This window comes from Bacteroides cutis (assembly GCF_900241005.1).
Lineage (GTDB): Bacteria > Bacteroidota > Bacteroidia > Bacteroidales > Bacteroidaceae > Bacteroides > Bacteroides cutis.
The window spans coordinates 165,309-190,596 of record NZ_OEST01000006.1; the positions used below are offsets into that span (position 1 = coordinate 165,309).

The 25,288-nt window shown below is 38.2% G+C and carries 16 protein-coding genes; all 16 read left to right on the forward strand.

The genetic code is table 11. The annotated features are described in order from the left end of the window. Positions 1 to 194: 194 nt before the first annotated feature. The 16 genes from C1A09_RS13510 to C1A09_RS13585 all read left to right on the forward strand — a co-directional run bounded on the left by C1A09_RS13510 (position 195) and on the right by C1A09_RS13585 (position 25,284). On the forward strand, positions 195 to 1,904 hold the full coding sequence (locus C1A09_RS13510) for a YVTN family beta-propeller repeat-containing protein (RefSeq protein WP_233519909.1): 1,710 nt from the start codon (positions 195 to 197) through the stop codon (positions 1,902 to 1,904). A gap of 29 nt (positions 1,905 to 1,933) precedes the next feature. After that, complete coding sequence (locus C1A09_RS13515; RefSeq protein WP_245875036.1) at positions 1,934 to 3,088, forward strand: chorismate transformation FkbO/Hyg5 family protein; 1,155 nt, start codon at positions 1,934 to 1,936, stop codon at positions 3,086 to 3,088. A gap of 25 nt (positions 3,089 to 3,113) precedes the next feature. Then, entirely contained in the window at positions 3,114 to 3,794 is a 681-nt protein-coding gene (locus tag C1A09_RS13520; protein WP_101545077.1) for a cupin domain-containing protein, read from the forward strand. A gap of 18 nt (positions 3,795 to 3,812) precedes the next feature. Then, on the forward strand, positions 3,813 to 4,127 hold the full coding sequence (locus C1A09_RS13525; protein ID WP_101545079.1) for a VOC family protein: 315 nt from the start codon (positions 3,813 to 3,815) through the stop codon (positions 4,125 to 4,127). An 11-nt stretch (positions 4,128 to 4,138) separates the two neighbouring features. Beyond that, on the forward strand, positions 4,139 to 5,146 hold the full coding sequence (locus C1A09_RS13530; RefSeq protein ID WP_101545081.1) for a dihydroxyacetone kinase subunit DhaK: 1,008 nt from the start codon (positions 4,139 to 4,141) through the stop codon (positions 5,144 to 5,146). 2 nt (positions 5,147 to 5,148) lie between these two features. Continuing rightward, a complete protein-coding gene (locus C1A09_RS13535; protein WP_101545082.1) occupies positions 5,149 to 5,763 on the forward strand; it encodes a DAK2 domain-containing protein in 615 nt (204 codons plus the stop codon). 34 nt (positions 5,764 to 5,797) lie between these two features. Next, positions 5,798 to 6,673, forward strand: coding sequence for a 3-hydroxy-5-phosphonooxypentane-2,4-dione thiolase (lsrF, locus tag C1A09_RS13540; protein WP_101545084.1), 876 nt, complete (start codon positions 5,798 to 5,800; stop codon positions 6,671 to 6,673). 23 nt (positions 6,674 to 6,696) lie between these two features. Next, positions 6,697 to 7,593, forward strand: a complete 897-nt coding sequence (locus C1A09_RS13545; RefSeq protein ID WP_101545150.1) for a beta-propeller domain-containing protein — start codon at positions 6,697 to 6,699, stop codon at positions 7,591 to 7,593. A gap of 24 nt (positions 7,594 to 7,617) precedes the next feature. Continuing rightward, positions 7,618 to 11,604: an SUMF1/EgtB/PvdO family nonheme iron enzyme gene (locus C1A09_RS13550; RefSeq protein WP_101545086.1), complete on the forward strand. Its 3,987-nt coding sequence runs from the start codon at positions 7,618 to 7,620 to the stop codon at positions 11,602 to 11,604. A gap of 73 nt (positions 11,605 to 11,677) precedes the next feature. Further along, positions 11,678 to 12,433, forward strand: coding sequence for a DAHP synthetase I family protein (locus tag C1A09_RS13555; RefSeq protein WP_245875037.1), 756 nt, complete (start codon positions 11,678 to 11,680; stop codon positions 12,431 to 12,433). A 1-nt stretch (position 12,434) separates the two neighbouring features. Further along, positions 12,435 to 14,834, forward strand: a complete 2,400-nt coding sequence (locus tag C1A09_RS13560; protein WP_101545090.1) for a cytochrome c biogenesis protein CcsA — start codon at positions 12,435 to 12,437, stop codon at positions 14,832 to 14,834. A gap of 140 nt (positions 14,835 to 14,974) precedes the next feature. Then, positions 14,975 to 16,111 (forward strand): glycoside hydrolase family 88/105 protein, encoded by a 1,137-nt coding sequence (locus tag C1A09_RS13565; RefSeq protein ID WP_101545091.1) that lies wholly within the window; start codon positions 14,975 to 14,977, stop codon positions 16,109 to 16,111. Between the two features lie 100 nt (positions 16,112 to 16,211). Beyond that, positions 16,212 to 20,309, forward strand: coding sequence for a hybrid sensor histidine kinase/response regulator transcription factor (locus C1A09_RS13570; RefSeq protein ID WP_101545093.1), 4,098 nt, complete (start codon positions 16,212 to 16,214; stop codon positions 20,307 to 20,309). A 123-nt stretch (positions 20,310 to 20,432) separates the two neighbouring features. Beyond that, complete coding sequence (locus tag C1A09_RS13575) at positions 20,433 to 21,656, forward strand: glycoside hydrolase family protein (RefSeq protein WP_101545152.1); 1,224 nt, start codon at positions 20,433 to 20,435, stop codon at positions 21,654 to 21,656. 18 nt (positions 21,657 to 21,674) lie between these two features. Continuing rightward, a complete protein-coding gene (locus C1A09_RS13580; protein WP_101545094.1) occupies positions 21,675 to 24,122 on the forward strand; it encodes a glycoside hydrolase family 2 protein in 2,448 nt (815 codons plus the stop codon). Between the two features lies 1 nt (position 24,123). Next, positions 24,124 to 25,284: an alginate lyase family protein gene (locus C1A09_RS13585; protein WP_101545096.1), complete on the forward strand. Its 1,161-nt coding sequence runs from the start codon at positions 24,124 to 24,126 to the stop codon at positions 25,282 to 25,284. Positions 25,285 to 25,288: the final 4 nt, after the last annotated feature.

Here is a 25,288-nt window from a genome sequence, read left to right on the forward strand (position 1 = left end):
AAGGAAGAAGTTTTTTGTACATTATTGCAAGTCGATGAGACGTTATTATAAGCTCTGTATACTGTTTTGTGTTATTTTTGCGTGTGATTAAAAAGCTTAATTTGATAACTATGAAATATAGAAACTGTAAATTAACAAAAATTGTTTTGCCTATCGTTTTAGTGGTAGTTGCGTTTGCTTTTACTACTCATACAATGGAACAGCCTGAAGGTGATCCATTGTTTATAACAAGTATAGTTCCATATAAATCAGGAATGGTTGTTACACAAAAGGGTAATAAGAAAGTGACGATTTACTCGTCTGATTATAAGGAACGTTTGCAGGAATGGAGTTTGGATGAAATACCTACAGGTGTTGCTATAGATGGTGAACGGATTATCGTAACGGTGGCGGGTGAAAATAAAAATGGGGTTTATTTCCTTTCAACTTCTGATCCGTTGGATAAAAGTTTTATAGCGACAGCCTCAGGTGCATGTGCACCGTTGTTGGATGCGCAAACAGGAAATTTGTATGTCTGTAATCAGTTTGCAGGAACAGTTTCTGAGATAGATAAAAATGAAAAGAAGATATTGAGAACGGTACATGTCCTGCGTGAGCCTAAATCTATAGTTTCAGATGCTAAAGGTAAGCATTTGTTTGTCGCGAATTTTCTTCCGGCACAGCGTGCGGATGTAGATACTGTAGCGGCTTGTGTATCGGTAATCGATAAGGATAATTTTCAAAAGATAAAAGATATACAATTGGCGAATGGAAGTAATGCTCTGCGGGGAATGACTATTTCGCCTGACGGACGTTATTTGTTGATTACTCATAATTTGGGACGTTTTCAAGTACCTACTTCGCAGTTACAGCAAGGATGGATGAATACGAGTGCTATGAGTGTTGTGAATTTGGAGACACTGAATTTTGAAGGTCCTGTATTGCTGGACGAACCCGAACGTGGTGCTGCCGGTATCTGGGATGTGAAATGTACGGATGACAAAATTGTAGTCAGCCATTCGGGAACACATGAAATTAGTGTGATAGATTATCCGGCATTCGTACAAAAATTTGAGCAGTATCCACAGAAAGATGCTTTGGCTTATGATTTACGTTTTTTGTATGGTATGCGTCAAAGAATTGCATTGGTCGGTAACGGTCCAAGATGTTTTATGATTAAGGATGGGAATGCTGTGGTGCCTACTTATTTTTCTGATACTTTGAATGTAGTAAATTTGAATTCTGCTTCTGTTCAACCGATTGCTATGGTGAAGAATAGAGTGGAAAGCCGTATACATAAAGGAGAAAAGTATTTTAATGATGCTGAATATTGTTTTCAGAATTGGCAATCTTGTAATGGTTGTCATCCCGGTGATGCCCGTATGGATGCTATGAATTGGGATTTGATGAATGATGGTATCGGTAATTCAAAGAATTGCAAGAGTTTACTACTTTCTCATGTTACTCCTCCGGCTATGATTTCTGGAATACGCGCTTCTTCTTATGTAGCTGTACGTACTGGGTATAAATTTATTCAGTTTATAGATTTGCCTGAAGAATATGCCACTTGCGTAGATGAATATCTTTTGTCCTTAAAGCCGCTCCCAAGTCCTTATTTAGTGAATGGGGAATTATCAGAGAAAGCAAAACGGGGACGTAAGGTCTTTGAAAAATTTAAATGTGACGAATGTCATTCCGGACCTTATTATACGGATATGAAGATGCATCGTATAGGTGAGGATGTTGAGTTTGAGCAAGGTTGGGATACTCCTACTTTAAGAGAAGTGTGGCGCACTGCTCCTTACTTATTTGATGGAAGAGCGGCTACGATGAAAGAAGTTTTTGAAGTATACAAACATGGTATAGACAAGAAAATATCATCGAAAGAAGCTGATGAACTTGCTGAATATGTGAATTCACTCTGATGATATGTACTGTATACAGAAAGAAAACTATGATTGCTAAAGAAGAAAATATAGAGATAATACATCGTTTTTTTCAGACGGAAAAAGCACCTTTGGGTGAAATGGTAGCTAAGTTGTTGGAACAGTATGTCGCAATTTATTTGCCTGTACGTATGGTCTTCTTTGGGGCATCTACGGACAATGAAGAGTATGTTTCCCAATTTGCTTTTTTGAAGGAGGCTGTAGCAAGAGTATTCCCTACAGAAAGACCTTTGGTAAGTTATGTTGCCCAACCTGTCGATACGGAAGGTATCGCTATGGAAGTGCATGAAGTGGTGTTGACTGGACTGGATGTGGTTTCTTATCGGAATTATACTGATATACCTTATATAATAGTAGAACGTGAAGGCTGTAAACGCTTGTTTCTGGGTGGAGTGATAGCTGATGTGCTGCATCAAAGTATTCGTGAGCAGTCCGATGATGTCTTTGCACATATTAACCGGGTGTTACAAAAGGAACAAATGCCGGTTTCTGCTATTGTTCGTCAATGGAATTATATTGAGAAGATTACGGAATATGATGTTTCTGGGCATCAGCATTATCAAGATTTCAATGATGCGCGTTCTTTGTTCTATGAAAATGTAGAATGGAAAACAGGTTACCCAGCAGCAACGGGGATAGGTACTCAATGGGGAGGTATTATGATAGATATGGATGTGCTTCTTTGTGAGGATGAAACAGTACTGGTAGTAGGAGTGGATAATCCATTACAGGTAGCTGCACATGCTTATTCTCAGAATGTGTTATTGGGAGAAACGGTATTGCAACAGAAGACAACTCCTAAGTTTGAACGTGCTAAAGCTGTATGGAAAGAGGATCATGGTTTTATCTATATATCAGGAACAGCAGCCATCCGTGGAGAACTTAGCTTGGATGGGGTTGGTATAGAAGAACAAACATTGACAACTTTGGAAAATATCGAATACCTGGTTTCTGCAGAGAATTTGAAACATACTGGTGTTCCGGTTACTATGGATAGTGAGTTGATAAATTTTCGTGTATATGTAAAACATTGGGAGGATTTGGAAAAAGCCAGAAAAGTAGTGGAAATGAGATATCCTAATTTACCTGTTATCTATACATTAACAGATGTATGCCGTTCGGAGTTGCTGATAGAAATAGAAGGAATGGGAATACTTCAATAGAAAAACCAATATAAATAAAAATAATATGAAAGTAAAGAAAGTATTAACGTTGGCATTAATTGCCGTTTGCGGTATGGGAATGGTTGCTTGTACGGCAGAAACTAAAAAAACAGAACAAGTTATGACACAGGAAAAAGCTACGTATCAGAAGAAGTACACGAATGCTGACTTCTACAAAGATGGTAAGTTTGATCAAGAAGCTGCTAAAAAAGCTTTTCTTGATATGTTTGATTTCTATGGATATCCTTTCACTCCATTGATGGAAAAAGATATCTGGTTTACAGATTTTGGTTTGGGTGATTTTGAACATGTAGGTATGGGTGGTATTTTCTGGATTAATGATCCTGAATATGGATATTTTGCTCATAATATCTATTTGTTACCTGGACAAATGATACCGGAACATGCGCACGTAAAAACGAAATTCCCGGCGAAGCATGAATCTTGGATGGTAAATCATGGTTGGGTTTATAATTTCTCTGAGATAGGTGATGAAACCCCGAATGCTCCTGAAATCCCTGTAGGTCATGGTCCTATCAAGAGTAAGAATTTTGTTGTTCAGAAAGTGGGAGATGTTCTCCGTCTGAAGCAATTGGAAACTTATCATTTCATGATGGCAGGTCCTGAGGGTGCTATTGTTGAAGAATGGGCATGCTACCATGACAATGATGGCTTACGCTTTACAAATACAAAAGCTGCATTGTAATTTATAAAACATAATACCATGAGAAAGATAAATCATATTGGAATACCTGTTCAACAACCGGTACCGGGTGAAGTTTATAATGAAGGAATGAAGGTTTACCTGACTGATTTTGCCCAAAGTCCAAATAAGATAGAATTTCTTCGTTTTGATAAAGATAGCTGGATGCCTGAAAAAATTCAGAAATTGGCTCATATTGCATACGAAGTTGACGATCTAGATAAAGAGTTGGAAAATGCGAAAGTTTTACTTCCCAAGACAGTTGTTAATGAAAGTTTGACCATTGCATTCATTGAAGAAGAGGGTATTGCTTTGGAATTGATGCAGTTTAATTAAATAAAAAAAATATGATACATAAATTTATAAATGACCCGGATAATCTGACTTCTGAATTATTGGAAGGTTATGTGATGGCATATAGTGATCAAGTAGCTATTGGAGGAGAAAATATCATTGTACGTGCACATGCCAAGTCAGAAGATAAAGTGGCTGTTATTACTTTGGGTGGTTCGGGACACGAACCTGCATTAAGTGGTTTTGTAGGAGAAGGTATGTTGGATTGTTCGGTAGTGGGAGATATTTTTGCTGCTCCGGGTGCCCAACGTGTTTTTCAGGCTTTACAGTTATTCAAGCGTGAGGCTGGTATTTTGTTAGTGGTATTGAACCACTCAGGTGACGTGATGAGTGCAAATATGGCATGTCAGTTGGCGGAACGTGTAGGTATCAAGGTGAAGACAATTCTTACCCATGATGATATCAGTGCCGGACTTGATGCTCCCGATGACGATCGTCGTGGATTGGCGGGTTGTGTTCCTTTGATTAAGATTGTGGGAGCTGCTGCAGAAGAAGGAAAATCTTTGGATGAGATTATTGAGATTGGCGAGCGTTTCAACAAAAAGGTTGCAACTTTAGCAGTTGCTATGAAGTCTTGTACACATCCACAAAATGGAATGATGATTTCAGAACTTCCTGACGGGGAGATAGAAATCGGTATGGGGCAACATGGTGAAGGTGGCGGCGGACGTAAAAAATTGGTTTCAGCGAATGAAACAGCAGAAGAAATGATTGGTCTGTTGATGAAGAAATTGCAGCCTAAAGCTGGTGACAAAGCATTGTTGATAATCAATGGTGTAGGTGCTACTACTCACATGGAAATGAATATCGTATATCGCAAGGCACATCAGGTTTTGGAGAATGCCGGTCTTGAGGTAGCAGCAAGCCGTATCGGTGAATTGCTGACAGTTCAGGAACAAGCAGGTTTCCAGATGATCCTTGGTTTGTTGGATGCCGATCATGTTGATTATCTGAATAATAAAATGTCGAATGCTCCATATTGGACGACTATTGGAAAGTAAACATGAATAAACTGACAGTAGAAGATTTTAAAAAAATGCTCCGTAATGCATTGGCTTGCATTACGGAGCGTGCTGATGAGTTCTCCAAATTAGATGCGGTGTTGGGTGACGGTGATCATGGTACAGCTATTGTACAAGCGATGACTGCCATTGTGGATACTGCTGAAAAAGGGACAGAATTCAAGACGATGCTGAACGATATGGGATTTAACGTGATGTTGCAGATTAGTGGTTCTACCAGTACCTTGTTAGGAGGCTTTTTCCTGGGAATGAGCGATCACGTGGAAGGTATGGAGCTGGATGCAATAGCTGTGAAAGCAATGTTTGCTGGTGGGCTTGCCGGCGTAAAAAAACAGACGAAGGCGCAACGTGGTGATAAAACTATGATGGATGCCTTGATCCCGGCTGTAGAAGCAATGCAGAGTATTGATTCAAGTGATATTAAAACAATTTTGGAAGCTGGTGCAGCAGCAGCTTTACAGGGAGCTGAAGCAACTAAAAACATGAAAGCAAACTTTGGACGTGCCCGTAACTATGGCGAACGTTCTATTGGTTATGCTGATTCGGGTGCTTCTTCGTGGTCTTGTATGTTTGATGCGTTTGCAAAAGCGTTATAAGTAAACTTAAAGATAGATAGAAAGAAATTAAGATATGGCTGATTTAGATGATTTGAGAGAAGGCTGTAATTTTGGTTTAGGAGTTGCTTCTGCCAATCAGAGCTTTCATGTAAAAGGGGCGGAAAATCTTCCATGGGGAATGAAAGACCGTTTGTCTCGTATATTTAACCCTAGAACTGGTAAGACGGTGATGCTTGCTTGTGATCATGGTTTTATCATGGGACCTACTTCCGGTTTGGAACGTATTGATTTGAATATTGTTCCGCTGATTGAATATGCTGATTGCTTGATGTGTACTCGTGGTATTCTTCGTTCTGTAATACCACCTACTACCAATAAACCTATTTGTTTGCGTTCTGATGCTGGTACTTCTATTCTGACATCATTGAATGATAATGTATTGATTGATGTTGAAGATGCTATTCGTATGAATGTATCTGCAATGGCAGTGATGTTGTCTATTGGAGATGCAGAACATGAGGCTACAACGGTGGCAAACTTGTATAAGGCGGTGGATAAGGGTACTCGTTATGGTATACCGGTAATGGGAGTAACGGCTGTTGGTAAAGATATGGCACGCGATGCTCGTTATTTTGGTTTGGCTTCTCGTATTGCAGCCGAAAATGGCGCGAATATCGTGAAGACTTATTATTGTGATGGCTTTGAAAAGGTGGTTGCTGCATGTCCGGTACCTGTAGTGATTGCAGGTGGTAAGAAGTTACCTGAGTTGGAAGCACTTGAACTATGCTATAAAGCTATTAATGAAGGTGCGGCCGGTGTTGATATGGGACGTAATGTATTCCAGTCAGAAGCTCCTGCAGCAATGATACAGGCAGTTAGTGCAGTAGTACATGACAATATGAAACCAACACAGGCATTAGAACTGTTCAATGAATTGAAAAATAAGTAACAACGACTGCAAAATAAAACATGATGAGGTTTTATATATTTGTTATAACTATTTTTTTATGTGGTTTTCGGGCGGCAGCACAGGATAAGATCCTGGTTGCCGGTTCCGGGAATCCATTTATCCTGCTTGTAGATAAACAGACTGGAAAGGTAGAATGGAAACATTCATTAGAGAAAGGGGAAGAATGTAATACGGTAGCTTTGACTAAAGATGGTAACGTTTTATATTCTTATAAGAAAGGTGCAAAGGTGGTGACATGGGATCATCAAGTAGTATGGGATTTTCCTGCACCGGATAAGACAGAACTCCAGTCAGCCACTATATTGCGTAATGGTGGATTTTTATTGGGAATCTGTGGAAATCCTGCACGTTTTATTGAGCTGGATAAAAAGGGGAGAAAGGTGAATGAGACTACATTTGATTTGGGTATAGAAAAGCCTCATAGTCAATTTAGGCAGGTATTTCAGTTGAAAAATAAAAATTATTTGATACCGGTTATGGCTAAACGTAAGGTTATAGAAATAAGCCGGAAAGGTAAATTGATTGCTGAACATAAGATAGATGGAGGAGCTTTTTCTTCACTGGAACTGTCGGATGGTAATTTGTTGTTACCTTGTGGAGATGTTCACTATTATATTGTTATAGATCGCAATACAGGTAAGGAACTAAAACGAGTAACTTCTCAAGAAGTAAAAGGGGCCGCTTTATGGTTTGTAGCCCAAATTTTGGAGTTGAGTAATAAAAATTTGTTGATTTGTAATTGGTGCGGACATACGAGAGGAACAGTTGTAGACGTACCACAATTAATTGAGCTAGATAGAGAAGGTAAAGCCGTATGGACTTTGAATGACAAGCAGAATATTGGTTTGGTTTCTGCAGCCTGTTATCTGAAGAATTTTCGGTTACCGGATTTGAAATAGAGATATTAACTTTAAAAAGGTAGTATGAGTAAAAAACTGATAGTAATGTCTGTATGCATTGCTTTAGTATTTCCGACTATGGCACAGCGGAAAGCAAAAGTAAATGCGCCTGTTACGTGGGCGGAGAGTATTGCCGTAGCTAAAAATCAGGCTAATGCTGAAATGCAGAAGACTTGTTTGCCAGTTGCATCAAAAATTATAAAAGCTAAGGCTGCTGCAGAGCCTTTTTCTGCGGATGTGACAGGACTTGATGAAATGGTGTTGTACACATGGGGAACAGTAGACGGAACCAGTGATGATCAGGCAATATGGGCGAATGCCAAACTTATTGCAGCAGATGGTTCTTCTGTTTGGTTGAATGATTTGAAGGATACTTTTAAAAAAACAGGTAGCGGTAGTTTGCGCATGAAGGGAAATGCCAAAGGTGAACCAGTTATCATGAAAGGTAAACGTTATGATCGTACGATTATGGCTAATGCCAATGCACAGATTGTGGTTCCTTTGGATAAGAAATATGTACGTTTTGAAGCGGAAATCGGTTTAGAGAACCGTTCTTCGTCGGGTACGGTTATTTTCCGTTTACAAGGTATTACTGGTGCAGAAGCCGCAGCAGATATCGTGAAAAAATATCCGACAGAATCTACCTGGTTCTTGCCTTTTGCCGGTAGTGATATGAAAGCTTTGGTTACAACATATGATGCTTCTATTGAGAAACACATAGTAACTTCTGTTGTAAACTTGCTGAAAGATAAGTCTTATTTTAATGCGCAAATTGCGCAGATTTCTTCCAAATCTTCATTGGATGAACAGGTTATTGGTTATTTGAATTTGGCACAAGATGCCATGAAAGTATATCAGTTGCAGAGTTCTTTGAGTTGGATCAATTTGCGCGCCATTGAGGATGCTTACAATGATATGGTTAAAATTTCTGGTTTTGATGCAAATATTAACCAGACTAAACTAGTTCAGTTGAAACAACTTTGTGGAAAAGGATTTGCTGGTATCTATAAAAATGATGTTGTTGCCATACAGGATGCAAAGAAAGCTTTAGATCTGAAACGTGAGATCCTTTTAGCAAATCCGACGTTGGACGTGGATAAAATTATTGTAGGTCGTTATAAGATAGGTACTAGTGCACGTCAGATAAACCCTCGTGCTTTGGGTACTCAAAATAACAACTGGTCTAACCAGACCTCTGCTCCTCGTGGAGGATTTAATGCTGAAATTGTAGAACTGTCTGATTTGCGTGGAGATGTTAAGGTTCGTACTATTTTTAAGCCTACTAATGGTTCCTCGGTTCCTGATTTGAAATTGCATTGGGATGCTGAACGTTTGATGTTTTCTATGGTAGATACGGACAAACGATGGCAGGTATTCGAGGTGAGATTGGATGGTACAGGCTTGAAGAAACTGATAGAGACTCCTGAAAAAGATTTGGAATTCTTTGATGCTACTTATCTACCTTCCGGTAAGCTTATTGCAGTGTCCAATATTGGATATAATGGTGTACCTTGTGTAAATGGTAATGATGAAGTAGGTAATATGTGCCTTTATGATCCGAAAGACCGTTCTTTGCGTCGACTGACTTTTGATCAGGATGCAAACTGGGCTCCTACAGTTATGAATAATGGCCGTATCATGTATACTCGTTGGGAATATACGGATTTGACACATTATTTTTCTCGCTTTGTAATGCACATGAATCCTGATGGTACAGAGCAGAAGTCTTTGTATGGTAGTGGCTCTTATTTCCCGAATAGTATTTTTGATGCAAAACCTCTTCCGGGGCATGCTTCTCAGTTTATAGGTGTTATTTCTGGCCATCATGGTGTGGCACGTTCAGGACGTCTGATGTTGTTTGATCCATCAAAAAGTCGTAAATCAGAAAAGGGAATGTTGCAGGAACTGCCTTTTCGGGATCGTAAAATTGAACCGATTGTAAAAGACCGTTTGGTGGATGGTGTATGGCCACAATTTATCAAACCTTATCCTTTGACGGATAAATATTTTTTGGTTACTGCCAAACTAGATGAAAATTCACTTTGGGGTATTTACTTGATTGATATTTATGATAATCTGACCTTGATTGCAGAGTTTGAAGGTGAAGGTTTGATTTGCCCTATTCCAGTAAAGAAGACTCCAGTACCTCCTGTAATACCTGATAAGATTGTTCCGGGAGACAAAGAAGCTACCGTATTTATTCAGGATATTTATGAAGGTGAGGGCCTGAAAGGAGTACCTCGCGGTACAGTGAAATCATTCCGTGTATTAGCTTATGAATATGCCTATAATAAGACTCCGTCTGATCATTGGGCACAAGGAGTACAGAGTGGTTGGGATATCAAACGTCTTTTAGGTACTGTACCTGTAGAAGAAGATGGTTCTGCTATCTTTAAGATTCCTGCTAATACTCCGATCGCATTACAACCATTGGATTCTGAAGGACGTGCAGTACAGTGGATGCGTAGCTGGTTGACTGGTATGCCGGGTGAAACTGTATCCTGTGTAGGTTGTCATGAAGATCAAAATCAATTACCTATTCCGAAACGAGTAAAGGCATCTACCATTCCTCCTCATAAGATTACTATACCCGAGGGAGGACAGCGCTCTTTTACATTTGATCTTGAAGTACAGCCTATTTTGGATCGTGCTTGTGTTTCTTGTCATGACGGTTCCAATAAATTGGCTGATTTTAGAGGAGGACGTATTGATGAATTCTCTGGATTTGGTGAAAGTTATCTGAATTTGCATCCATATGTCTATCGTCAAGGACCGGAGGCAGAAATTGAAGTTCTAAATCCATATGAATATCATGCTTCTGCCAGCCAACTTGTCAAAATATTAAGAACTGGACATCATGGTGTGGAATTGACTGATAAGGAATGGAAAACGATCTATAACTGGATTGATTTTAATGCTCCTTATCATGGTAAGTTTAAAGCTAATATCTTTAAAGGGGTTGAACAGATCAGTCGTCGTAAAGAGTTAGCTGATAAATATGCAAATGCTGGTGTAGACTGGCAGGCTGAAATCCGTTCGTATGCTCAATATCTGGAATCGCGAGAGAAACCGACTCCTGTGAAACCTGAAAAGAAAGAGTATAAGGATAAGGAAGTGAAAGTAAAAGGATGGCCTTTTGATAAGATCATGGCTCAGACAATGATTAGTAAAGAAGGTGATTCGAAGATGAGTATTGAGTTGGCTCCGGGTATAAAAATGAACTTTGTTCGTATTCCTGCCGGTTCATTCGTGATGGGTAGTAATCGTGGACATTCAGATTATTCACCAGCTAATAAACAAGTGGTGAAGAAAGCATTCTGGATGGGGGAAATAGAAGTCAGTAACGAGCAATTCCGTACTATTTTCCCAGAGCATAATAGCCGTTTCGACAGACAGTTGTGGAAAGACCATGTGCATCAGGGATATCCAGCTAACCAACCGGAGCAACCTGCTATTCGTGTCAGTTGGGAAGAGGCCATGGCTTTCTGCCAGAAGTTAAGTGAGAAGACTGGTAAGAATATCACATTGCCAACAGAAGTACAGTGGGAGTGGGCATGTCGTGCCGGTAGTGACGATGCTTTCTGGTATGGTTCATTGAATACGGATTTTGCTAAATTTGAAAATATGGCAGATAAGCAGTTGAATAAGATGGCTGTTCGTGGAGTAAATCCACAACCAATGAAAGAAACTGATTCGTGGTATAAGTATTATACTTTCCAACCTAAGGAAAATGGTGTAGATGATGGTAACATGTTGCAAGTGAAGGGAGGCGGTTATCAAGCTAATCCATTTGGATTGTACGATATGCAGGGGAATGTTTCTGAATGGACGCGTTCTGACTATTTACCTTATCCATATAGTGAGAAAAATCAGGGAAGTGGTACGGAGAAAGTGGTACGTGGCGGTTCTTGGACAGATCACCCAAAAACATGTACAGCTTATTACCGTAGATCATATTTGCCTTGGCAGAAAGTATATAACGTCGGTTTCCGTGTGATTATAGAAGATTAATAAGTGATTGATAGACCGGCGCTTGTATCCTTAATAAAAGGATAGTGCGCCGGTTTCTTTTTAGACTAAAATGATGAAGGAGCAGAATAAAATAGGATTAGTGGCCGGCCCATGTAGCGCAGAAAATCGTATGCAGATGTTGGAAACGGCAAGAGGATTAAAAAATATAGGAGTTAATATCTTGCGTGCCGGTTTATGGAAACCCCGTTCTAGATATGGTACATTTGAGGGAGTGGGTGAACGCGGATTAGTATGGCTGAATGAGATACAACAGGAGTTGGGAATGAAAGTTATGACTGAGGTTGCATTGCCTGCCCATGTAGAGGTTGCTATGAAAGCGGGAGTAGATATGGTATGGATTGGTGCACGAACAACTGTAAATCCATTTATGATGCACGAGTTGGCGGAAGCATTACGCGGTTTTAATATTCCTGTTTGGATAAAGAACCCGGTATCTCCGGATATTGAACTTTGGCTTGGAGCAGTTGAACGGCTTCAACATTCAGATGTGCAAGATATTCGTGTGATCCATCGTGGCTTTTGTACAATAGATAGTGCTCCTTATCGAAATGCTCCTCTTTGGGAGTGTTTGGATGGATTTCGTGCGCATTTTCCCAATATACCTTTTTATTGTGATCCGAGTCATATTGCTGGAAAACGTGAATTATTGGCTTCAGTTTGCAAGAAAGCATTATCTTTGCATGTGGATGGTTTGTTTATTGAATCGCACTGTTGTCCACAGAAAGCTTTATCGGATTCTGCTCAGCAGCTTACTCCTGATGGTTTGGCTGAGTTGCTGCATACTTTGAATGTGTCTATAGAACAATAATATGAAGAAATTTCTTTCCTCTGTAAAGAATATGTTTATATCTTGGCGATTTGCCTTGATACTGTTGGTGATATATGCTATTGTATTAGCAGTGGCAACTTTTATAGAGAAAGTTCAGGGTACCTCTGTTGCCAGAAAACTGATTTATAACCAACCCATATTTTATTTGCTTCAGTTGCTAATGGTAATGCAATTTATTGTAATTGGTATTCGTATGCAACTTTGGAAACAACGTAAGTATGGCATATGTCTGTTCCATGTTTCTTTTATCGTCATTTTGACAGGAGCTTTGGTTACAAATTTGTTTGGTTTTGAGGGGATCGTACATATTCGGGAGGGAGAAACAACTTCTCAGTTGCATCTTACGGATGGAACACATGAATTGCCTTTTACGATTCACCTAGACGATTTTAAATTATTGCGTTATCCGGGATCGCACAGTCCGTCTTCTTTTGAGAGTTTTCTTACGATTTCTTCTGATAGTGATACACGTGCTGAACATATTTATATGAACAAGGTGATATATGAACAAGGATATCGTATCTATCAATCTTCTTACGATTCGGATGAGCAAGGGACTGTTTTGTCTGTAAATCATGATGGTTGGGGTACAGGTATTACTTATATAGGATATTTGTTGCTTCTTGTGGGGATGTTGTTGACTGTGGTAGACCCAAAATCTCGTTTTCGCCAATTAGCCAGACAATTAAAAAAGGCTGTACCGGTATTGTTGTTATGCTGTTTTCCATCCTGTCTGTCTGCTCAGGAAGTAATCTCTAATCAATTAGAAAAAAATACTATTCCTGCCGCACAAGCAGAGGAATGGGGGCGCATGCAGATACAATGTCCTACGGGACGTATTGAACCTATAAATACCTATACATCTAAACTGCTGCGTAAACTTTACCGAAGTGAAACTTTCGAGGGATTACGTTCAGAACAGGTTATTTTCGGTTTTCTTATAAATCCTTCTTATTGGAGTAATATACCTTTTATTCGTCAATCCAACAAAGAAATGGCTCGAGAATTAAAGTTACCTTCAGATAAATATATTCGTTTTTCTGATTTATTTGATGAAGAAGGACGTTATGTTATTGCTGATGCCGTAGAACGTGCATATTCTCGTCCTGTGTCAGAACGTTCACGGATAGAAAAGGATTTATTGAAATTGGATGAAAAGGCAAATATCCTTTATTCTTTGCAGCAAGGTCAGATGTTAGCTTTTTTCCCTTTACCGGAAGATGTGGATGGTAAGTGGTATTCACCAGGTGATGATTTGAAAGAATTCTCGGGTAGAGACTCTATGTTTGTTTCTAAAATATTCCCTTGGTATTTGGCGGAGTCTTACAATGCTCTGCGTACAGGTGACTGGTCGGCATCAAATGAAGTATTATCTATGATGAATGTGTATCAGCAAAAACGAACTACAACAGGTTTATTGACAGATAAACAAATTTCATGGGAATTGTTTTATAATCGTGCTGAATTATTCTTTTGGTCGGCTGTGGGATATATGACCGTAGGTTTATTGCTTCTTTTAGTTTCTGTCTGGTTTTTGTTGAAATCCAAACGTTGGCTTCGGGTAGTTACCATTGTGTTAATGGTAGGTGTAGTAGTTTTATTCCTATTGCAAACTTTTGGTATTGGTATACGTTGGTATATTTCTGGTCGGGCTCCTTGGGCTAACGCTTATGAATCGATGGTTTATGTGGCGTGGGCTACAGTCTTGGCAGGACTTTTGTTTATCCGTCGTTCATCAATGACTTTGGCATTGGCTGCTTTCTTTGCTGGTATTATTCTGTTTGTTGCTAATCTCAATTTTATGGATCCTGAGATAACTCCTTTAGTACCTGTACTGAAATCATATTGGTTAATGATACATGTAGCGGTCATTACTGCAAGTTATGGTTTCTTCGGCATGAGTTTCCTGTTAGGTCTGCTTTCATTGGGGTTTATGGCGTCAGACAAGAAGTCGGTGTTGTTGAACCCTCATATTCGTGAATTGCGGATTATTAATGAAATTTCTCTTAATATTGGTCTGTATTTATTGACTGCTGGTATCTTTTTGGGTGCCGTATGGGCGAATGAATCATGGGGGCGTTATTGGGGATGGGATCCTAAAGAAACCTGGGCTCTTATTACAATGATTGTTTATGCCTTTGTTCTGCATGCCCGTTTTATTTCTTATCTGCGTTCAGATTATGCCTTTAGTGTGATGTCTGTTTTTGCGTTAGCATCAGTATTAATGACTTATTTTGGAGTAAACTATTACCTTTCCGGTTTGCATTCTTATGGTAGTGGTGATACACCACCGGGGTTACATGCAGTTCTCATTGTGTTTGGCTTGGCTTTGGTACTGGCTTTGTATGTAGGAGAAAAACAGCGTAAACGTTTGTTATAGTGAATTTTATTACTAAGTAGTATTGAATTATTTAGTAGGTTCAAAATTTATAATATTTGGTACAATATTGCAAAAAAGATTGGAGAAATGCCGTTATCTTTGTTTTTGTAATATAAATCTTATTTTAAAGTAATACTGTGATGAAACAATGTAAAATATTCGTTTGGGCTGTGGGGATACTTATGGTGTGTAATCCAATGAATGCTCAAGATGTTCTTTCCAAGAAACGTATAAAAGAGGCTGACCCTAAAGTTATAGGTACACGTGTTGTAAATAAGTTTATTATAACTCCACATACTCGGTTTGGAAATCCTCGTGCAGAAAAAGCTCCTAATTATATTACTTATCCTGATGCTTGTGCGTGGTTGGGAGCATTGTGGTTTAGTAAAGCTATCAAAGATAAGGATATGCAACAACGTCTGAAGGATCGTTTCGAACCTTTATTTACTACTGAAAAAAGCATGTTGCCCAAAATGGTACATGTAGACTATAATGTCTTTGGTTCTGTACCTTTGGAAATTTATATGCAGAAATTGGGAGATTATAAGTATTTTGATTTAGGTATGAAATATGCTGATACTCAATGGGAAGTGCCAGCTGATGCTAAACCTGAACAGAAAGCGTATGCAGATCAGGGATTTTCTTGGCAAACTCGTGTTTGGATTGATGATATGTTTATGATTACTACTATTCAGTCACAAGCCTATCTTGCTACAGGTGATCGTAAATATATAAATCGTGCTGCTGCTGAAATGGTAATGTATCTGCAAAAAATACAACGTCCTAATGGGCTTTTCTATCATGCTCCTACGGCTCCTTTCTTTTGGGCACGTGGAAATGGCTGGATGGCGGCAGGAATGTCACGTCTTCTCGCTGTTTTACCAAAAGATAATCCCAACCGTACTGTTATCATGGAAGCTTATAAAAAGATGATGGCAACTTTATTGGAGAATCAGGATCCAGATGGCATGTGGCATCAATTAATAGACGAGCCGGCATCCTATAAAGAAACTTCGGGTACAGCTATGTTTACCTATGCTATGTTGGTGGGAGTAAAACATGGTTGGTTAGATAAAAAAACTTATGAGTCTGCTGCATTGAAAGGTTGGTTAGCATTGGTTTCTTATCTGAATGCCGATGATGAATTGACAAATGTTTGTGAAGGTACCAATATAAAGAATGATAAGAATCATTATATGACTCGTAAACAGATTACGGGAGATTTACATGCACATGCTCCTTTATTATGGTGTGCTACGGAGCTTTTAACTAAATAAGAAGTTAATATCGCTCTAAAAAAAACTATATAATCTTTGCATAATGAAAAAATAGCGTACTTTTGTGTCACAATAATACGTTGAAAACACAAACTACTACATGAAGAAATTTGTTCTATTGCTATTTTCATTATTAACTATTTTGCAAATATTTGCTCAGAATGATAATGAGACATTCTATTTTTCAAATTTGAATTTGAAAGATGGTTTGTCTCAAATTTCTGTTATTAAAATATTACAAGATTCTAAAGGTTTTATGTGGTTTGCTACACGTAATGGTTTGAACCGTTATGATGGTAGTGAATTTATTGTATACAAGCATGTGCCAGGAGATTCATTGACATTGAGTGATAATAATATAATATCTCTGGTAGAAGATAAGAATCGGAATTTATGGGTGGGTACGGCACGTGGATTGAATAAGTTGGATTTGAAAACCAATCACATCAAGCGGTATTCTGATAAGAAACATGGTGCACTTGCGAAAGTAGATATACGTAGCCTGTTTGTTGATAGCCGTAATAGATTGTGGGTAGGTACTTCCAGAGGATTGTATCTTTATGTACGTGAGATGGATATGTTTCAGCGGTTGGACTTGAATGGTAAAATCAAGGATGAGTATATTTCAGTTATTCATGAAACAAAGGAACATCAGATACTGATTGGGACTGCTACTAAGGGATTATTTGTCTGTGATATGAATATGAAAGAGCAAAAGCATTTTACTATGGATACTCCTAATTTGCGTTTGCCCGATAATTATGTTGGTACACTTTATGAAGACTTGGAAGGACATATCTGGGGAGGAAGTAATGCCGGCGGATTGTTTCGAATAGATATTGAAAAAGAGAATATTATAACTTATCATAAAGGAAATAGCATATTAACGACGAATAGCATCCGTTGTATTGCTGAATCTCATGATAGGCTACTGATTGGAACTTTTGACGGGCTTTATTCAATGAATCTTTCTGATAATTCTTTTTGGAAGCATACGGATGCATCATTGGAACGAGGTAATTTAAGCCATTTTTCTATTTATTCTTTATTTGTAGACAGTAGCCAGACAATATGGGTCGGAACTTATGCTGGTGGTGTCAGTTATTCAAGCCGATTTAATAATCGTTTTGATTTTCATGATCCTACTTCTGTGTTTGATGCTTTGTTTGGTATTTACGGGAGTATGGTTTGTACTGAGGGTGGGTGTTTATATATGGCTACTGAAGGGCGTGGTTTGCTTGATTATAATTTGAATAATAGTAAATATTATTATTATCCGATAGATAATTCATCCCGGTTGCAATACAGTCAAAATATAATCAAAGGTTTGTTGTTGGATGGAAATACTCTTTGGTGTGGTACGAATAAAGGAACTATTTATCAGTTTGATACCCGTACGAAACAATATAAGTTGTATTATCAGTTACCGAAGGAAATGTCTATTTATGCCATGACTCCCGCTCATGATGGAGGACTATGGATCGTAGGTTCTGATCCGAAAACAGGATTGATACATTTGTCAGCGAAAAAAATATTTTTGGATAAGTTCCCTCTTCATGATGGGAAGGATTCTTGTCAGATAGCAAGTTCTCGTTGTATTCTTAAATTGAGGGATGGAGTTTTATTAATAGGAACGCGTAATAATGGATTGGTCAAGTATGATGCTAATAAGCAGGAGATTACTTATTATAATACGGATGCCAAGAAACCATTCAGTTTGTTGAATAATTATGTGACAAGTATTATTCGTGATGCTTCCGATCGTATTTGGATTGGTACTTTTGGAGGTGGAATTTCTCTATATGATGAATACAAAGGAGTTCTTAAGACTATTACTCGGGAACAGGGATTGATAGATAATGATGTTTGTGCCATCGTTGAAGATAGAGATCATAAACTTTGGATTAGTACAAGTAACGGAATATCTGAATTTGACCAGGAAAAGGAACAATTCATAAATTATAATTCTCTGAATGGAATTGGAGTTTATGAGTTTACTCCTCATAGTGGTATGCTTTTGCCTAATGGTGAGGTTTGTTTTAGTGGAAATAATGGATTTGTGACTTTTAATCCACAGGAACTACAATTGAATTCTTTTGTCCCTCCTTTGGTATTTACGCGGTTAGTGGTGAATAACGAGGTTATTGAAGTCGGAGATGAAACGGGAATATTGTCTTCTGTCTTGGATGATGTAAAGGAGATAGATTTGGATTATAGCCAGAATAATATATCTATTGGTTATTGTGCCTTGAATTTTGTATTTGCTCGTCAAAATCAATATGCTATTTTTTTGGAAGGCTATGATAAAGATTGGAATTATATTGGTAACCGTCGGGAGGCTTATTATACAAATTTGAGTCCAGGAACTTATGAATTTAAGGTGAAAGCATCTAATAATGATGGAGTATGGAGTCAAGAGACTCGTAAAATAAGGATTGTTGTTCATCCTCCTATTTGGGAAACATGGTATGCTTATCTGTTTTATGTTGTTACTTTTGTGTCTGTACTGGTGTTAATCATGTACTATATCTTCAAGAAACAGAAGTTGGAACGTGAGCTACAATTCCAGCAAAAAGAACAGCAGCAATTGGAAGAATTTCATCAGGCCAAAATTCGTATGTTTACTAATTTTTCGCATGAACTTCGTACCCCGTTGACCCTGATTATTGCTCCATTACAAGAGTTGGTAGCTATGCCAGAATTTTCTTCAGTAGTAAAGAATAAACTCGGTTTGATATTCAGTAATGCCCAGCGCTTGTTGTTATTGGTAAATCAGTTGATGGATTTACGTAAGAATCAAGAGGGTAAACTGAAATTGCGTATTATTAAAAGTGATATGTATCTTTTTTTATTGGAGATATATTATGCATTTAACCATTTGGCTGCGAAAAAATCCATAAATTTTACATTCGAGAGGAAAGTAGAACAATTAATGGCATGGTTTGATAAAACATTAATTGAAAAAGTAGTATTTAATTTATTATCCAATGCTATGAAATTTACGCCGAATGGTGGTAAAGTGGTATTCTCTTTATCCCAAATATCCTCTTCTGCTTTGCCTGCCGAATATCAGTCGGAATTAAGTAAGTTGCCTGTCAATACGGAATTTGTATGTTTGTCTGTAGCAGATTCTGGTAAGGGAATTCCTGATGAGGAGATAAAAAATATATTTGCTCCTTTTTATCAGGGAGAAGATGATAATAAGGAAAATGTAGGTACAGGTATTGGTCTGAGTTTGACGAGATCCATCGTACATTTGCATCATGGAATTATCACAGTCTCCAAAAATCAACCAACAGGTACTGTCTTTAATGTTTATATTCCCATTAGTAGTTTTGTTTATGAAGAAGATCAATTGGTGAAGGAGGAGACAGTAGAGGACGTGATACCCGTGGATAAAGCTATGCATTTTGATATTGAAAAGAAATGGACTATCCTTTTGGCTGAAGATAACGATGAGGTGAGAAGGTATGTCAAAGAGTGTCTTGAACCCTATTTTTACATATTGGACGTCGATAATGGAAAAGATGCTTTGGAGCTGAGTCTTGAAAAGTATCCGGATCTGATACTTAGCGATATTATGATGCCTAAAATGGATGGATTAGAGTTATGTTCACGCGTGAAGCAGGATTTACAATTGGGGCATATACCTGTTATTTTGATGACAGCAAAATCTATGGTGGTTCATATCAAAGAAGGTTTTTCAGTGGGAGCCGATGATTATATAGTAAAGCCATTTTGTATGGATGTGCTTATATGTCGTATTAACAATATATTGGAGTCTCGAGAAAAGCTGAAAAAGCTTTATGGTAAAAAGTTCTCTCCTGAGGCTATGGGGATTGAAATTGTATCGGGGGATGATCGGTTTACACAGAGTTTCTTTGAACTTATAGAGAAGAATATATCCAATCCTGAATTGGGTATTGATTTATTGAGTCAGGAATTAGGCTTGAGTCGTGCTAATTTATATCGGAAATTGAAAGCTGTAACAGAACTTTCACCGACAGAACTTATTCGTAATAAACGTTTGGAGGTAGCAGCTAAATTATTGTTAGAATCAGACTATACAGTTTCAGAAGTGGCTGTTTATACAGGTTTTAATAGTCACGCATATTTTACGAATTGCTTTAAGTCATTTTATGGATATTCTCCTTCTGAATGGGTACAAAGACATCATGAGAATAATGAAAATGTCTGATAATTATAGTCTCTTGCTGCTTTTGGAATAGAATTTCAAGCGAATAAGACAATATTTAAAATTACGCTGGGATAAATCGCCTATCTTAGTGCCCTAGAATATAAACATTAAAAATAAAGTATGATGAAGTTTAAGACAGGATTAGTTTCTTTATTGGTAGTTTGTGGAGCTTGTAGCCAAACACCTCAAAAAGTAGATGTTATAAAGGATAGTTTTGATTTTGCCGGTCAGCAGTTGAAGTATGCGTTTACACAGATTGACTCTGTGAATGCTGCTGTGTCAGAAGAGGCGCCGAAAAAGAAATTGGTGTCTCCACGTACTATAGCTGATGACGGCTCTTTTAAGATGGTAGCGTCTAGAGATTGGACTAGTGGATTCTTCCCGGGAGAGTTGTGGTATATGTATGAGTATACGCAAGATGATTATTGGAAACAGAAAGCGGAAGATTTTACAGCGCCAATTGAGGATCAAAAGACTAATGGTGGTACCCATGATATGGGATTTAAGATGTATTGTAGTTTTGGTAATGGTTATCGTTTGACAAAAGACGCTGCTTATAAGGATATTTTATTGGAATCGGCGGCAACTTTGATTACACGTTATAAACCGACGATTGGTTGTATTCGTTCTTGGGATCACAGTCGTGACAAATGGGAATGTCCGGTTATTATAGACAATATGATGAATTTGGAACTGTTATATTGGGCATTTAAGGAAACTGGAGATTCTGTTTATTATAATATTGCTACCAATCATGCACGTACAACTATGAAAAATCATTTCCGTGATAATTACAGTTCTTATCATGTGATAGATTATGATACGATTACAGGTAATGTCCTCCATAAACATACTCATCAGGGATATAATCACGAATCTGCTTGGTCAAGAGGTCAGGCTTGGGGATTATATGGTTATACGATGTGTTATCGTGAAACAAAACTTCCTGAGTTTTTGACTCAGGCAGAGAATATTGCCAATTATATTTTTACTAATCCCACTATGCCTGATGATATGATAGCTTATTGGGATTTTGATGCCCCAGAAATTCCGAATGAACCGCGTGATGCATCTGCAGCTGCTGTAATGGCATGTGCAATGTATGAACTCTCTATGTATAATGCAGAAAAAGGGGAACAGTACAAAAAGTGGGCAGATACGATTGTGGAAAGTTTAAGCAATAATTATCGTGCAAAGTTGAATGGTGATTATGGATTTTTATTACTTCATAGTACAGGAGCACGTAATTTTGAACGAGATGTACCTTTGGTGTATGCTGATTATTATTTTTTGGAGGCATTGTTGAAGAAGGCAAAATTAGAGAAGGAAGGTACAGCTATTTTGTAAATTTAGATTTCAATAGGTATGAAGCGTTTTATATTATTGTTGGTGATATGTTGTTATGTTGTGGGGGACTTTTATGCAAAAGTGCCCACAACATACAATAAAATTCGTTTGACGGATAATTGGGAATTTCTTCGGCAAGATGTTGGAAATATATGGGAGTTGGTGCGTCCGGTAAAGAAAGGACAACCAGAAGAACAACCGATATGGACGAAGGTAACGTTACCCCATTGTTTTAATGCTGAGGATGCTGTTGATCCAGATGTGAATTATTATCAAGGGCCGGGGTGGTATAAAACCCGTTTGAAGTTAAATAACCCTTATCCGAATGGAAGAATTGTTTTGGAATTTGAAGGAGCCGGACAAAAAACGGATGTATATATTTATATGACAAAAGTCGGTAGCCATGTAGGTGGTTATGATAGTTGGAATATTGATATAACAGATGCTGTTCAAGCTTTTTTGGCGAGTAAAGAGGCTGATCGGTTTAAGGGAGAAATTCCTTTGAGTATTCGTTGTGATAATACGCGGGATGCAGAAATGATCCCGTCTGATTTATCGGATTTTAATGTGTATGGTGGTATTTATCGCTATTTAAATCTTGTATATTTACCTGAGGTTTCGTTTTCTTCTTTGAAGATAGTACCGACACTGGATGCCAAGATGAAGAAAGCTAATCTTTCTATATCTGGAATGTTGTATAACCCAGTAGATGTCCGTAAAGCATCTGTAGAGATTGCGATAAAAAATCCTAAAGGGGAGATTGTAACCACTCGTCGGTTGGAGGATATTACTCCGTTGGGAAATTTGGATTTGATGAATATACAGCTGGATAAGCCACAGCTTTGGGATGTGAACTCTCCTCTTTTATACACCTGTGAAGCTACAATAACGGCTAATGGGCAGAAGATGATTGCTAGCGAGCGTTTTGGCTTTCGTTCTTTTGAATTTGTAGAGAAAGGCCCCTTTCTTTTGAATGGCAGACGTCTTTTATTAAGAGGTACTCATCGTCATGAAGATCATGCAGGTGTGGGAGCGGCTATGACTGAAGAACAAATGATACAGGAAATGAAGATGATGAAAGAAATGGGCGTTAATTTTATACGCCTTGGGCATTATCAGCAATCTGAAATCATTCTCAATCTTTGTGACGAATTAGGAATTCTTGTTTGGGAAGAAATACCTTGGTGCCGTGGTGGAGTCGGTAATGAAACTTATCGTAATCAGGCTAAACGTATGTTGAATAATATGATTACTCAACACTATAATCATCCTGCTGTTATTATTTGGGGATTGGGTAATGAAAATGATTGGCCTAATGATTTCCCGGAATATAAACAAAGCGAGATACGTAGTTTGATGAGTGAATTGAATACGATTGCTCATCATATGGATGGAAGTCGTAAGACAGCTATTCGTCGTTGCGCTTTTTGTAGTGATATTGTAGACGTATATTCTCCGTCAATCTGGGCGGGATGGTATCGTGGTAATTATAAGGATTACCAGAATTTTTCCAAGGATGAAATGGAGAAAGTAAAACATTTCTTACATGTAGAGTGGGGAGGAGATAGCCATGCCGGACGTCATGCAGAGGCTGTAGCTCCTTTACGCAAAGAGGGAGAAGCAGAAGGTGATGTGGCTTTGAATGGTTCAGCATTAGTTTTGGAGAAAGGTGATTGGTCGGAAACTTATATTGTGAAGCTGATTGATTGGCATTTGAAAGAGCAGGAAAATATGTCATGGTTGACGGGTGCTGCTTATTGGCCTTTTAAAGACTTTTCTACTCCCGTTCGTCCGGAAAATCCAGTACCATATGTCAATCAAAAAGGTGTAATAGAACGTGATTTTACTAAGAAAGAAAGTTACTATGTTTTTCAATCCTATTGGACCGAGAAACCTATGTTGCATATTTATGGTCATGGTTGGCCGGTGAGATGGGGAAAAGATGGTGAGGAGAAAGAAGTGTTAGTTTACTCTAATTGCCAGGTTGTTGAATTGTTTCTAAATGGACAAAGTTTAGGTGTTCGTAGACGTAACAGTCAAGATTTTCCTGCTGCCGGATTACGTTGGAATGTAAGGTTTAAAAAAGGAGAAAATACACTTCGGGCGGTTGTTGTAGAAGGAAAGGAAACCTTGAATGATGAATTGGTTTTTGAATATCAAACTGAAAAATGGGGGAAAGAAACTGCATTTAAAGTGAAAAATACCCCTGTGGGTGATGGTGTAGTCGAAGTAGAAGCCCAATTAGTAGATGAAAAAGGAACAAGATGTCTTGATTCAAGAATATTTGTCTATTTTGATATAGCTGGTGATGGAGAACTGATTCAAAATCAAGGAACAGTGACAGGTTCACGGAAAGTACAAGCTAGAAATGGACGGGCTCAAATTAGAGTTCGTACTAATCAGGGGACTTCGTGTGTAGCTGTAAAAGCAGATCATGTTCAAACTTCTTTTGTAACGATAAAATAATATGCGACAAACAATTATATTTATATCTATTCTGTGTGTATTCTTTTCTTGTACTTCACAGAAAAACGATAAAGAGTATGTAGAGGATGTGCTGAAACGAGGTATTTTAGAGCGTGCTACTTTAAATATTCAGGAAGAACCGGTAACAATTACCTCTTTTATTGCGGAACGTAGCGCAGGTGATGTTCATGATTTTTACTCGGAGGGTGATTATTGGTGGCCTGACTCTTTGAATTTGGATGGTCCGTATATACGTCGTGATGGTGAAACGAATCCTGATAATTTTGTAGCTCATCGTCATGCAATGATACGTTTTAGTTCTATTGTTGGAAATTTGACTTCTGCATATCTTTTAACTAAAGATAAAAAATATGTGGAAGCAGTCATGAAACACGTGCGCGCCTGGTTTATCAATGAGGAGACATTGATGCGTCCCAGCTTGCAATATGCTCAGGCTATAAAAGGTATTGCTACAGGACGTGGTATTGGGATCATTGATACAGTACACCTTATGGAAGTGGCTCAGTCATTACTACAGTTGGAGAAAGCTGGAGTACTTTCAGAGGAAGACATTAATGGTTCTAAAAAATGGTTCTCTGACTATTTGAAGTGGATGTCTACTCATCCTTATGGAATTGATGAAATGAATGCCAAAAATAATCATGGAACTTGTTGGGTGATGCAAGCTGCCGTTTTTGCACGTTACGTTGATAATAAGGATATGATTAGGTTCTGTAGCGATCGTTATAAAGAAGTACTTCTTCCGAACCAGATGGCTGAGGATGGTAGTTTTCCGCGTGAAACGGCACGTACTAAACCCTATGGATATTCTTTGTTTAATTTAGATGCGATGGCTACAATTTGTCAGACTCTTTCTACTACAACGGATAATCTTTGGATTTTTTCTGTAGATAATACTAAGAATATGTTGAAAGGAATTGATTTTATTTTTCCATATGTTGTTGATAAGACCTCGTGGCCTTTTGTACACGATGTCATGTATTGGGATGAATGGCCTGTGGCTCATCCTTTCTTGATTTTTGGAGCATTACAAACAGGAAATAAGGAATGGCTTTCTGCATGGAGCGAATTGGAACATTTTCCAGAAACAGATGAAGTAATTCGTAATCTGCCGGTACGTAATCCTTTGCTGTGGATCTGAATTT

Bases quoted from the DNA above. Each gene is read 5' to 3' on its own strand.
- C1A09_RS13510 (WP_233519909.1), top strand. From the start codon at position 195: ATGGAACAGCCTGAAGGTGATCCATTGTTTATAACAAGTATAGTTCCA.
- C1A09_RS13515 (WP_245875036.1), top strand. From the start codon at position 1,934: ATGATTGCTAAAGAAGAAAATATAGAGATAATACATCGTTTTTTTCAG.
- C1A09_RS13520 (WP_101545077.1), top strand. From the start codon at position 3,114: ATGAAAGTAAAGAAAGTATTAACGTTGGCATTAATTGCCGTTTGCGGT.
- C1A09_RS13525 (WP_101545079.1), top strand. From the start codon at position 3,813: ATGAGAAAGATAAATCATATTGGAATACCTGTTCAACAACCGGTACCG.
- C1A09_RS13530 (WP_101545081.1), top strand. From the start codon at position 4,139: ATGATACATAAATTTATAAATGACCCGGATAATCTGACTTCTGAATTA.
- C1A09_RS13535 (WP_101545082.1), top strand. From the start codon at position 5,149: ATGAATAAACTGACAGTAGAAGATTTTAAAAAAATGCTCCGTAATGCA.
- lsrF (WP_101545084.1), top strand. From the start codon at position 5,798: ATGGCTGATTTAGATGATTTGAGAGAAGGCTGTAATTTTGGTTTAGGA.
- C1A09_RS13545 (WP_101545150.1), top strand. From the start codon at position 6,697: ATGAGGTTTTATATATTTGTTATAACTATTTTTTTATGTGGTTTTCGG.
- C1A09_RS13550 (WP_101545086.1), top strand. From the start codon at position 7,618: ATGAGTAAAAAACTGATAGTAATGTCTGTATGCATTGCTTTAGTATTT.
- C1A09_RS13555 (WP_245875037.1), top strand. From the start codon at position 11,678: ATGAAGGAGCAGAATAAAATAGGATTAGTGGCCGGCCCATGTAGCGCA.
- C1A09_RS13560 (WP_101545090.1), top strand. From the start codon at position 12,435: ATGAAGAAATTTCTTTCCTCTGTAAAGAATATGTTTATATCTTGGCGA.
- C1A09_RS13565 (WP_101545091.1), top strand. From the start codon at position 14,975: ATGAAACAATGTAAAATATTCGTTTGGGCTGTGGGGATACTTATGGTG.
- C1A09_RS13570 (WP_101545093.1), top strand. From the start codon at position 16,212: ATGAAGAAATTTGTTCTATTGCTATTTTCATTATTAACTATTTTGCAA.
- C1A09_RS13575 (WP_101545152.1), top strand. From the start codon at position 20,433: ATGAAGTTTAAGACAGGATTAGTTTCTTTATTGGTAGTTTGTGGAGCT.
- C1A09_RS13580 (WP_101545094.1), top strand. From the start codon at position 21,675: ATGAAGCGTTTTATATTATTGTTGGTGATATGTTGTTATGTTGTGGGG.
- C1A09_RS13585 (WP_101545096.1), top strand. From the start codon at position 24,124: ATGCGACAAACAATTATATTTATATCTATTCTGTGTGTATTCTTTTCT.